Origin of the sequence: Vibrio splendidus, from assembly GCF_024347615.1 — a bacterium.
Taxonomy (GTDB): Bacteria; Pseudomonadota; Gammaproteobacteria; order Enterobacterales; family Vibrionaceae; genus Vibrio; species Vibrio splendidus.
In genome coordinates this window covers 360,060-371,943 of record NZ_AP025509.1, presented here as the reverse complement: position 1 = coordinate 371,943, position 11,884 = coordinate 360,060, and the positions used below count along the sequence as shown (strand labels likewise).

Here is an 11,884-nt window from a genome sequence, read left to right as displayed (position 1 = left end):
ACTATGAAACTAAGTTTATAACTATACACCTCTCATCCACAGGGTGAATAAGGTTTAAATCAGAAGGATTCTGACTTGCCAAAATTATCTAAACTAGATGGAATTAATACTATGAAAACGCCATATTTAGCAGTAATAAGCATCACTGTCATTTGCGTTTCAATAGGCCTACTGGTTTATGACGCCGCTTCTTTAAAGATGCACGCCTCATTTGAGCACCAAGAAAATCACTCTCATGCAAACGACCATGATGATTCATACTCTTCAGAACACGACTCAAATACAAACTCACAAGATGCCCAACAAGCGGCATTTCCAGATCAACAAATCTTCCCAATTCCAGATTCGACCGAGATTAACAATGAACTTGCCAAGATAGGTTGGGCGCTATTCAAAGACCCTAACTTATCGTCGAACCGAAGTGTCAGCTGTGAAAGTTGTCATAGCCTGCAAACCAATGGCGCTGAAGTGATTCCTGTTTCCATTGGCGTAAATGGAGCGGGAATGCGAAATTCACTCACCGTTTTTAACGCTGCCTTTAACTACCGATTTTTTTGGGATGGTCGGGTGAATAACCTTGGCGATCAAATCGATGGTCCAGTACATAACGTTGACGAAATGGATTCAAACTGGAAACACATTACGGACTATGTATCTCAATCGGAGACTTACATCAGCCTATTCAAAGAACAATCGACAACCATCAACGAAGCTTCGATTAAGGCTGCACTTATTGAGTTCATGCAAGGGCTAACCACGCCTGATTCTCCTTTCGACCAGTACTTGCGAGGCGATCATTCAGCGCTGTCTGATAAGGCTAAGCGAGGCTGGGAGACCTTTCAAAAGCAAGGCTGCATTCGCTGCCACCAAGGTACCAATATTGGTGGAGGTATGGTGATGCGATTTGGCTATTTTGGGTTATCAAAAACGGGCTCAGAACGAAGTGAAGACCAAGGTCGATTTATGTTTACAGGACAACCACAAGACAAGCACCTTTTCCGTGTCGCCAGTTTAAGAAACGTGGCGATCACTGCCCCCTATTTTCATGATGGTCAAACTGAAACGTTAGAGGAAGCCATCAAAATCATGGGTGAAAGCCAACTAGGTAAAACGTTTGAAAAGCAAACCATTAGTGAGATTAAAACATTTCTAGAAACCTTAACGGGCAGCCGCCCTCAGATGTTAGTGGAGTTTGAAAATGAATAAAATCAGACTCATCTTTTTGCTGTTTTTCTCGCTATTATTGGCTTTGGTTAGCTTAATTATATTGACCTATTCTGAACACGGGAAAGTATCGGAATATGGAGAATCTGTTCGAGAGCTGGGGCATGAAGTTTTAGAGATGCGCGATCAGATAACCAACGCTGCTCTCGCTGACATTTCGAATCCTTACCAAATGTCGGCTGATTTAGTCAGGCTAGAAATAGAACTGCAAGAGCTCAGGGATAGCTATAAGGGGGAAAGCATCCACTCAACGTTCTTTCAAGACTTACAAACCACCCAATTACTTGAGCGTTTCCACAAGGCCTCGATATCCAATGTCGATACGCTCGACAAGCTCGTCGGGTTGAGTGTCGCTCGTCAGTTCATACTGCAATCTCTAACGCTGCAACTCATTGATAGTCATTCAGCAAGCCATCGAGAAGCAGCAAGGGTAAATGATTCAGAAAAACTAAATGTCCTCTCTACAGCCGAGATCAACATTCAAAGTGAGTTACTTGCTAGCGTGTTATTTTCAGGAAGCCAAATTCAACATCAAGAGATTAGCTCAGAGTTGGCGGACCTGTCTGAAACGTTCGCTGAACTCAATCAGCAACAAAAGGTGCTGTTATCTCAAGTTCTTTCGGTGCATAACATGGAGTATCTTGAGCAAATTGAACATCAATTCACCGACCTTCAAGACCAACTAGAAGGCGTGATTGTCAAACTTATCATCACACTCGCGCTATTAACCTTCGCTTTCTCGTTCGCCATCTTTATCTTCCGAGTCTTTGAATTAAAACGAAACAACCTTGCCTATCAAGAAACCGCAGACAAAGCAGAAAAAGCCAACGAAGCGAAGTCCTTATTCCTTGCCACCATGAGTCACGAGTTAAGAACGCCGATGAATGGCGTACTAGGAATAGCTCAAATAATCAAAGAGGATTCGCAAAGCGCCGATACTCGCCAACAAGCACAGATCATCATCGATTCAGGCCAGCATCTTGTCACCATATTGAATGATATTCTTGACTTTTCTAAGGTTGAGCAAGGAAAAATGGAGCTTGAATATAGCCCTTTCTCAGTGGCAGACGTGGTGACACATCTTGATAAAACCTTGACGCCTCTTGCAAAAGACAAAGGCCTCGCTTTTACCATTAAAGATAACATCCCTCCCCATATTCAGTTGATTGGTGACTCTGCACGTACACGTCAGATCTTATTTAATTTAGCAGGCAATGCCGTCAAATTTACTGAGTCAGGAAAGGTTGAAGTGGAATTCTTGATTGCACCAACCACCCCACCAAGCGTGAATATCTTAGTGACTGATACAGGTATTGGCATCGCAGAAGACAAGACCGACCATATATTCACGGCATTTGAACAAGCCGAGATCTCAACGACCCGTAAGTTTGGCGGGACAGGATTAGGGCTTTCCATTGTTAAGCAGTTAGTCGAACTGATGGGTGGCACCATCACGGTTACCAGCCGGCTTAATTTCGGTACTCGATTTACTATCTCGCTTCCGCTTGAAATGCGCGAACTTGAAGAACAAGTCGTCGTTCAAACATCAACAAGCGCCAATCAGACACTCGACAACTTCTCGGTATTGTTAGTCGAAGACAACAAGATCAACGCAATGGTGATTAGGAAGTTCTGTGAATCTATCAACTTAACGGTTGAGAACGCTTACGACGGTTTACAAGCCTTAGATAAGTTGGCGTCAAACCAATATGACCTGATCATCATGGATAACCACATGCCTAACATGAGCGGCATTGAGGCAATTCAAAAAATCCGTAACGAACTCAAGCTGACTACCGTAGTTTTTGCATGCACAGCAGACGTATTTAAAGAAGCACACGATGAATTTATCATGTCAGGGGCTGATTTTGTTCTCACCAAACCATTACAGAAAAACAGCTTACAAAACGCTATCAATGAGTTTCATGACCAATTTGAGGGTAACCGACATAACTTGGCTAACGAACATAACCTTTTAACCAAAGGTGCAAGCAACATCACCATGTTAACGCGTCATCCCCAAAATAAACTGCCACTCACAGAAGAAGAACTGTCGCGTAGCCAATTCTTAGCTAACGATGAGCTCAAATCAGACGAAAAACTCAAATGCTTAACGTCTCTCGTTGATGAGCTAGAAAACGAAATCGATGAGTTGATAGAGCTATTTTCGGACGCTAAACAGGATGACCTCTCCAGAACATTGAAGGCGGTTAAAGAGATTACCGCAAGATATGAAATGAACGAAGTGCTTGAACTCGCGAGCTCAGCCGAACAAATAGCCGATCAACACATCATGCCCGAAGCAGAATTGCTTCAACAACTGATCAATCGATTGATGGTCAATAGTCACCAAGCCACTCGATTGATACACAAACTCCACCAGCAACGCAAAATTGGGTAAAGGAAGGTATCACATGATATGGAATTTGAACTTACCTAGCACCGGTCCACACTTGTTCTTGGCTCTTGGTGCAACCATCATTTTTGTGGTCGACTATCATGTACCTTTGGGCATTGCTATGGCCGTTCCCTACGTTACGATAGTATTGCTGGCGGCAACAACGAAAGATCCAACCTCCACAGTCATGTGGGCTATCACCTGCACCTTGCTTACGCTCATTGGCTACTACCTATCTAGTACGGGCAGTGAAACCTGGTTCGTCGCCTTCAACCGAGTGATTACGATTTATGCCATTTGGGTATCTGCAATCGTTCCTATGTATATCACTCTGCAGTCGCATCGAAGCGCTCAAGAGAGCGATTCAGATAATCCAGAAGAGAAAACGTTGAGGCCACACCATAATACGAACGAAAAAAATACGTTTCGTACGTTCAAGAATTAGGCTTAGGTTAAGTTTCGGTGAATTTTACCAAATCGAGACAAGGTAACTTGAAATACTTCGTTCTGCATGAGATTGTAATTTAACTATCCATAAACAACTGTATGATTATGAAAACATTACAATCCATCGCGCTGCTTTCCACAATTATCGTAGCACCACACGTGTTAGCTGACGTTGAGATCCAAGTTCCATCAAGTGTTGATATTCTAGCGGTCAACGAAGCTAAGCCAGATCTCGATGGTAGCTTATTCTCTTCTTATAAAACGCTAACCGTTCCAGACGGTCAAAACCAAATCGTATTCCAATATCAACTTGCTTTTGATAAAGGCAACGATCGTGAGTTCGTTGATAGCGACGCTATTATTGCAACCTTTAGCGCGACTGACGCCGCATTAACATTTGGTATGCCTAAATACCGTAATACAGCTGAAGCAAAGAAAGGCTTGGAGAAGCTAGATTGGAAATTGGTTGATGAGAACCAAAACGCAATCAGTGTTAAGCAAGATAAGCTAATCAAAGATGGCATGCAGATCGGTCGTAAGTACCCGCAAGAAGCGAAAGAATACAACCAAAAAGGCGGCATCGCAGCACTTACAGTAGGTGCTAGCGCGGGCGCAGCAGCTGTAGCACAACCCGTAACGCTTCCAGCAAAGATTGACGGAAATGCGGCGAATACAGCTGAAGAAATGTTGTATTTCTGGTACGAAAAAGCGGATGCTGAAACGAAGCAGAAATTCAAAGACTACGTGAACAAGTAGCTCAATGGTCTTAATTTAAAAACGAAAGAAGCTGGCGCACTGCCAGCTTCTTTTTTGTCTTCATCTAGATGATTTAGGCTTATATAGATTAAGCAGACTCAGTCGATAACACTTTTCCATCTACTTTTGTTGGCCACCCTAGCGCTTTGTATTCTGCAGCCAGTAAGTGCGCACAACGGCTAGAAACCGTTGTTTTAATCCAATCACCAAGCCCCAATACTTTATATTCCAATACAGCCATTTTCATAACAATTCTATTCCGCTCTAATTCAATTTATAAATCTAGACTGAACATTATAGATGTTCTCTTGTAATGTATGTTCCTAAAAGAACACTGTGCATAATTTTTTGAAATATCTAATAAACACTGAAAATCTAGTAATCCAAACGTTAGCTCGTAGTGTTAAAGATTCATGCCTTAATTTCAGCAACAGGATCTCGTATCATCAAATTCATCGGTGAAATATGCTCATACAAGCCCTTAACATCGGTGATAAACACCTTTCCTCTTTGTATCTTAACCAAGCCTTGCTGCTCTATCCCTTTAAGAACTTCGTTTAGCCTAGGTCTTGATATGCCAGTTATCGAACTCAATTGAATTTGTGAAATATTAATGCTGACGGTTGCCCCCGCGATATTGGTCTGGCGTGCCGCAAGTTCCAACAAGACGTAAATGGTTTTCTGCTCTTTTTCATGAATCGAGGATAAGTAAGCCTGCATCCAAATAGATTGCGCTTTGGTTCCACAGTGAAGTAGCCATTTGTAAACCATGCACTTCCGCTCTGCGAGCTCTAATACCTTACTTGCAGGAAAAAGTACCATAGTGATAGGCTCGACTTCTTCTGCCACTGCAAAGAGGTTGTAGTCAGCATGTATAGACAAAGCACCCATCCAATCTCCCCTTCCAATAACACCACCAGATAAGCTTTTCATGTTTTCTGTAGAAAAACAGATTCCAGCGGAGCCACTTAAAATATAAAAGACACCGGGCAAATTCTGAAACTTTTTTGTAATCTCAAAGCTGTCGACACCCGATTTAAAAACGGCAATATCAAGCAAGCTTTCTATCAAGTCCGCAGACAATTCACACGGCCATTGTATTTGTTCACTGATTGTTGGATCTAACAACAGTTTGTTCCTCCTCAGACAATCTCTGTGTCTGCTTTTATACGCTTATGCTTAAGCTGATCTCTATTTCAATACAGCGTGACACTGTATATCTACACCTCGTTTAAATGTAGTTCATTAAAGCTTAAGACAAGATGTTTTTACCCAAATAAAATCATATTTCTTAATGTCTTAAGCCACTTATCTAGCTCAAAACCCGTTTGAGAACCAAAATAAAAACGACCAACACTTGTTGGCCGTTTAAGCTTTCTAAATCGCAGAATGCCGAGAGTTCGTTCGCATTCACCTATACCCTAAACTTCGCCTTTAGCTTCATACTGAAACTTTTGACTTTTGACTTAAGCGAGATACGCCAAAACAACATCACGATATTGCTGTTTCAATGATTCTTCAATAAAGCTCGCTTCTATTGCATTTAAAGTAAATTGAGCAAGCTCTTGCTCCGTCATCTCATGAGCTTGGCTCACCGCGTTAAAGTTATCCGACATATAACCACCAAAGTATGCAGGGTCGTCCGAGTTAATCGTCACCGCTACGCCTCGTCTTAACAACTCAACAATATTGTGGTCTTCCATCTCATCGAATACACGCAATTTAATATTAGACAGAGGGCACACTGTCAGCGGCATTTTGGTTTCAATCAATTCGGCTATCAGAGCTTCGTCGGTCATACACTGCACACCATGATCCACTCGGCTCACGCTGAGCATTTCAATCGCATCGACAATATTTTGAGCAGGCCCTTCTTCTCCTGCATGCGCCACCGTTAAGAAACCTGCTTGTTTTGCTTGTTGGAATACACGTTTGAACTTCTCTGGTGGGTGCCCTAATTCAGAAGAGTCTAGGCCAACTCCGATGATCTTGTCTTGATGCTTCAACACATCGGCGAACGTTTGAATGGCGCTCTCTTCAGATAAATGGCGCAGAAAACATGCGATGATTTGAGATGTGATGCCCAACTCTTTATGACCCTGTTCAAGCGCACGATGAATGCCGTTAATAGCGGTGTCGAATGCAATGCCACGATCGGTATGTGTCTGAGGGTCAAAGAAAATTTCAGTATGGATAACATTGTCGGCTTTACAGCGCTCTAGATAAGCCCATGTTAAGTCGTAGAAATCCTGTTCTGTGCGCAGTGCATCAGCACCTTGATAATAGATATCCAGAAATGACTGTAAATCATCAAATTCGTATGCGCGTCTTAGCTGCTCTGGGGATGAATAAGGCAGATCAATGCCGTTGCGTTGAGCAAGTTGGAAAAGTAACTCAGGTTCGAGCGAACCTTCAATGTGTAAATGCAACTCTACTTTTGGGAGCCCTTGAATAAATGCGTTCATATTTCACCTACTATGGATTTTAGGTGTGCACTTACTCTGAATAATAGACAGGAGGTTTTCTTGAACGCCATTACAAAGAGTAAGAACACAATTGTGATCTAAACCCTTCGTAATCAGCACTTTGCGGGAGCTGGTAGAGACCCCCAAACCATATCATTGGGGTTATACGAAGCAAACGGTTGCTACTATACAGAGTTCAGTGTGAATTTCACTAATCGTTTCTCCATAAAACTAATAAATTACTCAGTAGCATTTAAGAATACTCGCCACACTTTATTCCGAGCATCATTCTAACATTAGGTTGACACACTTTAGCTATTGCCGCTATTTTGTCTAAAACCATAAAAGACGGTCAATATGAAAGATAACCAATTCGCGAGCTTTGAGGATCTCCTCTCTCACCAAACCAACACTTTGACCGCATGCCAACCCAAAGATTTCGATAGCACTTTTTTCTTACTGGCAAGAGAAGCGCTCGCTTGGTTTAAGCTCGACAGGCTTACCCTGTTTCCAAACTCAATGATTCTTCTGGATACAGGAAAAAGTATTTCCGTATCCCAAACAGATACTCCACCGCTTGAAATGGAACGCTTTCTAAAAGGCAATTATCTTGATTACCTAAAGCTTTTACGTTCAAAAGAGTGTTGGCAGTTGTTCCCTGAGGAAACACTAAAGAACCATAAACTCGACCCGTTACGTGTACTTTATGAAGAAGGTGCTCATTGGCATGGGATTGTAAGCCTTTCGCTGTTTGGTCAACAGTGGGGAGCGATCGGCTTCTCACGGTTCAGTCGTTACGATAAGCCAATTGAAGAGGCTGACATGAAGCGAATCAAATTGCTGAGTGACATCTGGCTCTGTTTTTGGCAGCACTCCAAAATGACTCGTAGTGTCACCAGCGATGAAACCAATAATATTAACGAGAGTGAAAAGCTATTATTGCTGACCAAAAGGCAGTGTGCAGTTCTAACTCAATTGGCACAAGGTTACACCGCAAAGCAATGTGCGGAGATCCTCTTTTTAAGCCCTAGAACCATTGAGTCACACAAATACCGCATGTTGGATATTTTGGAACTCGACAACAAATAACGCTATATTCGTATAAAAGCCCTAAAAAGCAATGATTTAAGGGCTTTGTTTAATCACTATCTTATTGGCCAATTTCAACTGAACTGAGTTAAGTCACTCTCAACGATAATCCGGTCGAATTCTCGACATCAGTAACATATCGATATACTTACCCGCTTTGAATGTACTCAGCCTTTTGGTGCCTTCTAACTGAAAACCCACTCGTTCATATAAAGCAATCGCGGAGTGGTTATCTGCATGAACCTCTAACTCAAGGCGAACGAGGTTTAGCCAGTTATCGGCTTGATTGATCGCTTCTTGCATTATAGTCTTACCGACCCCTTTGCCATGCATCTCCGGATTAATCGCTATCGCAAGACCAGCGCAATGTCTGTCTCTCACCTTCGTGGTCATGAATAAAGTAATGTGACCTACGACCTTACCAGAAACCTCCGCAACTAAAGTGAAATGGTCTGAGTGACCAAACAGTCGCTCCACTTGATCAGAGCTAAGAAAAGGCTTTTGTGAGGTATTCTCTAATACTGACGAGTGTCGATAAATATCAAAAATATCTTGGTTATCGGTGGGTTCAAGATGTCTAATTTGTATTTCCAAAGCGCTTCCTTATCATATTATTTTTGTCCATAAGCTAATTTTCATATTACGGATAGCAACGAGCACCTACAACCTTTGAAGGTGTAAGTGCTCGAAATAATTACACAAATAGAAAGGCTGCTCTTAAGCTTCTGCTTTGATTAGTTTTGTTGACGTAGTGTGAATATTAGAATTTGTAGTCAACACCAACACTCGCTAATGCTTGTTCAGAGCTGTAAAAGTCAATCTTAGAGTCAATCGACCTGACACCGAGTAATGAAATAAACGACCAATCTTCATAACCCATTAAGCCGCCGAACTCATAAGCTAAAAATGCACCGAATTCATTCTCTTCACGTACTTGCCCGTAAATTGGATTCGACTCATCATATTCACGATCACTTGCATCTAGGGTAACAACAAAACCGTGGCGACCGATTCTCTTCGCGTAGTTTAATTCAATACCATAACTATCGAAGCTGAGTGCTCCTCCTTCTGCGTCTGAGTGGAAATACACCATTGAAGGAACAAATAGACCTGCTTGGTTTGGCAAGATAAAGCGGTACCCTGCTTTGGCGTACACATAGGTTCTTTCCCTATCCAGCAGCACAGCATCTTCCGGAGATAAGACTTGGCTACCAGATAGCTCTTCATCAACACCAGATTGCCCAAATGCGAGATCCGTTCGAAAACCAGTTCCACCGATATTCGTGAGCTGCAGTCGTCCTACATTACCTTTCACATCCGTTTCATTTCGATTAACGCCAACAGCATACGGATCCGTCCAAGCCTTGCCCGAGATAAGCGTAGGAAGAACAGAAAAATCCAATATTGTGCCTCCAGATAGCTGATGTCGATAACCAATCTCAAAAGCAATGGTACCTGTTGCAATATCCTCTCGAGTGGTACCCGCATACACTTGATGAGTCAGTGACTCACCAAAGGTATATTGAACCGTACCCAAAAAACCGAGTAGCCCTTGATTTTCGCTGTCCCCCTCCTTGGTGTTGGTTGCTTGATTCGCGTCTTGCTCGGTGCTCAAGTTACTGCTGTCAGAAGATACACCCGTCAAGACACTAAAGTTACCACTGAAACCTTCCGTTGGTGCAAGGCCACTATAAGCTGGCATTGAAGCGAATGCCGAAAATACAACTGGTAAAACAAACCTCATATTCACATCCATTAATTGAATAATCACCCGTTAACTATATGTATTAAATTGAAATTATAACAACTATTTAACGGAGACATTTATTCAACTGACGAATTGGGTATCTAAAAAATAGGTTCAAAGGTGCAATAAGTTGATCTATCGCTTTTAAGCTTTCGTAGTACTTCTCGAAAATAACGGACAAAACTCAAAGGAAGACAATATGTTTAACAAATTAATCAAAACCACATCAGTGCTAGTTGCGACGCTTCTTTTTACGGCTTTTGCTCACGCTAACCACCACGAGATGAAGAAAGACATCGTTGATGTTGCGGCGGAAAACGGCTCTTTCAATACTTTAGTGGCGGCAGTGAAAGCAGCGGACTTAGTTGATGCATTGAAAGGTGAAGGCCCTTTCACCGTATTGGCCCCCACTGATGAGGCATTTGCTGCGTTACCAGAAGGAACGGTCGACATGTTGTTGAAGCCAGAAAATAAAGACAAACTAGTTGCAGTGCTTACATACCATGTAATACCAGGTAAAATCATGGCAGCTGAAGTTATGAAGTTAAATAGTGCAGTGACGGTTCAAGGCAGTGCGGTAATGATAGCGATAGATGACGGCAACGTAATGATAGACAACGCAAAAGTTATTATGCCAGACGTTGAGGCTAGCAATGGTGTTATCCATGTGATTGACGCTGTGCTGTTGCCTAAATAAGAAATACAACATCAGTCAAAGGTTTTAAGAGGGTGTGACAGGTCACACCCTCTTCATCTTTTAATTAAAAAGTTAATAACGGTCTCCAGCTAACCGAGGCTGCCTTTATATCAACAAGAACTATATCGACAAGAACCCGAATTACACAAACAAGCGGCCGAATATTAGAAATGCCGCCATCGACACCACCTTCGTGAAGACCACCACCCAGATGCAATCACCAATACTAGAGTGCGTTGCTTTCCCGAGAAGGAACACAAACAGAATCAACCCCAACACCCAGCCCACTGTCGGAATCAATGACACCAAAGCAACGATTACAGCAATAGTAAGAAGGGATTTAAAGTCTGCGACCACGAAAGACATTTTGGAGGCGATATACATGCAGCATGCGGTTATTAATGCGTCCATCACAAACGCTAAAGCTTCAATTCCCACGTTACTTCCTTCACTCAAATTAGTTGCAGTGAATATTATCGCTAAAGTGATGATTTTTCTTTAAGAAGAGAATCAAAAGCAGGTGAAAACTGTAACAAAAATGAGATTACCGTTCGTCTGAAGGCACAACCTTTTCCATCACGTAATTGGTCAGCTTTACACCACGCATTTCGACTTCCTGTTCATTGACAACTTTAAAGCCAAGATGCTCATAGAAAGGCCTTGCGGTAATACTTACTTCAGAGAAATATCTCGATATACCACGAACTCGACCCATAGTGAAAACATGCTCCATCAACGCTTTCCCTACCCCCTTCCCTTGATATTCGTGGTGACAGAAAAAGTGATCAATCAAACCACTTGGTTGCAGGTCAGTATAGCCAACTACGCGACCATCGAGTTCAGCCACAAAGGGTTGTAACCCATTCATACGCTTTTGCCATAACGCAAAGTCAAAGCTACTGGGTGCCCAAGCTTCTACTTGCTGTTGAGAATAATCTCGAACATTCACGTTACGTACGGTATGAAAGAAGATCTCCCACAGTGCTTTATCATCACTCGCTTGATAGTTTCGAATTCTAACCACGACATACTCCTTTTTGTCTTAAGTTCTTTCAGAGGTG

13 protein-coding genes and 1 riboswitch are annotated in these 11,884 nt (G+C 42.3%); of the genes, 6 read left to right on the top strand and 7 right to left on the bottom strand.

Going from position 1 to position 11,884, the window contains the following annotated elements; translation table 11 throughout:
* Positions 1–111 precede the first annotated feature (111 nt).
* From OCU90_RS19075 to OCU90_RS19060, 4 genes are all read left to right on the top strand, one after another.
* On the top strand, positions 112–1,206 hold the full coding sequence (locus OCU90_RS19075; RefSeq protein WP_061023043.1) for a cytochrome-c peroxidase: 1,095 nt from the start codon (positions 112–114) through the stop codon (positions 1,204–1,206).
* The gene (locus OCU90_RS19070) at positions 1,199–3,625 is read left to right on the top strand and encodes an ATP-binding protein (RefSeq protein ID WP_061023044.1); all 2,427 of its coding nucleotides are present in this window, start codon (positions 1,199–1,201) and stop codon (positions 3,623–3,625) included. The genes OCU90_RS19075 and OCU90_RS19070 overlap by 8 nt, the downstream gene beginning before the upstream one ends.
* 13 nt (positions 3,626–3,638) lie before the next feature.
* Positions 3,639–4,067 carry a hypothetical protein gene (locus tag OCU90_RS19065; RefSeq protein WP_004730474.1) on the top strand — a complete coding sequence of 143 codons (429 nt, stop codon included), beginning with the start codon at positions 3,639–3,641 and terminating at the stop codon, positions 4,065–4,067.
* A 107-nt stretch (positions 4,068–4,174) separates the two neighbouring features.
* On the top strand, positions 4,175–4,825 hold the full coding sequence (locus tag OCU90_RS19060; RefSeq protein WP_061023092.1) for a DUF2057 family protein: 651 nt from the start codon (positions 4,175–4,177) through the stop codon (positions 4,823–4,825).
* 88 nt (positions 4,826–4,913) lie between these two features.
* Here the strand turns inward: OCU90_RS19060 and OCU90_RS19055 are convergent, their stop codons facing one another.
* From OCU90_RS19055 to OCU90_RS19045, 3 genes are all read right to left on the bottom strand, one after another.
* Positions 4,914–5,072, bottom strand: coding sequence for a hypothetical protein (locus tag OCU90_RS19055; protein WP_004730469.1), 159 nt, complete (start codon positions 5,070–5,072; stop codon positions 4,914–4,916).
* 164 nt (positions 5,073–5,236) lie between these two features.
* The gene (locus tag OCU90_RS19050; RefSeq protein WP_017081172.1) at positions 5,237–5,953 is read right to left on the bottom strand and encodes a Crp/Fnr family transcriptional regulator; all 717 of its coding nucleotides are present in this window, start codon (positions 5,951–5,953) and stop codon (positions 5,237–5,239) included.
* A 338-nt stretch (positions 5,954–6,291) separates the two neighbouring features.
* Positions 6,292–7,290, bottom strand: coding sequence for an adenosine deaminase (locus OCU90_RS19045; protein ID WP_017082364.1), 999 nt, complete (start codon positions 7,288–7,290; stop codon positions 6,292–6,294).
* A 90-nt stretch (positions 7,291–7,380) separates the two neighbouring features.
* Positions 7,381–7,480, bottom strand: a riboswitch (purine riboswitch).
* Positions 7,481–7,647: 167 nt separating this feature from the next.
* Here OCU90_RS19045 and OCU90_RS19040 point away from each other — a divergent pair.
* Positions 7,648–8,379, top strand: a complete 732-nt coding sequence (locus OCU90_RS19040) for a helix-turn-helix domain-containing protein (protein WP_061023046.1) — start codon at positions 7,648–7,650, stop codon at positions 8,377–8,379.
* Positions 8,380–8,478: 99 nt separating this feature from the next.
* Here the strand turns inward: OCU90_RS19040 and OCU90_RS19035 are convergent, their stop codons facing one another.
* Together OCU90_RS19035 and OCU90_RS19030 are read right to left on the bottom strand one after the other, a co-directional pair.
* Positions 8,479–8,973, bottom strand: a complete 495-nt coding sequence (locus OCU90_RS19035; RefSeq protein WP_017088111.1) for a GNAT family N-acetyltransferase — start codon at positions 8,971–8,973, stop codon at positions 8,479–8,481.
* A 166-nt stretch (positions 8,974–9,139) separates the two neighbouring features.
* On the bottom strand, positions 9,140–10,123 hold the full coding sequence (locus tag OCU90_RS19030; protein WP_061023048.1) for a DUF2860 family protein: 984 nt from the start codon (positions 10,121–10,123) through the stop codon (positions 9,140–9,142).
* A 202-nt stretch (positions 10,124–10,325) separates the two neighbouring features.
* On the opposite strand from OCU90_RS19030, the gene OCU90_RS19025 reads away from it, so the two are divergent.
* Positions 10,326–10,823: a fasciclin domain-containing protein gene (locus tag OCU90_RS19025; protein WP_061023050.1), complete on the top strand. Its 498-nt coding sequence runs from the start codon at positions 10,326–10,328 to the stop codon at positions 10,821–10,823.
* A gap of 141 nt (positions 10,824–10,964) precedes the next feature.
* Here the strand turns inward: OCU90_RS19025 and OCU90_RS19020 are convergent, their stop codons facing one another.
* Both OCU90_RS19020 and OCU90_RS19015 read right to left on the bottom strand, forming a co-directional pair.
* The gene (locus OCU90_RS19020; RefSeq protein WP_004730457.1) at positions 10,965–11,261 is read right to left on the bottom strand and encodes a hypothetical protein; all 297 of its coding nucleotides are present in this window, start codon (positions 11,259–11,261) and stop codon (positions 10,965–10,967) included.
* 106 nt (positions 11,262–11,367) lie between these two features.
* The gene (locus OCU90_RS19015; protein ID WP_061023051.1) at positions 11,368–11,847 is read right to left on the bottom strand and encodes a GNAT family N-acetyltransferase; all 480 of its coding nucleotides are present in this window, start codon (positions 11,845–11,847) and stop codon (positions 11,368–11,370) included.
* Positions 11,848–11,884 lie beyond the last annotated feature (37 nt).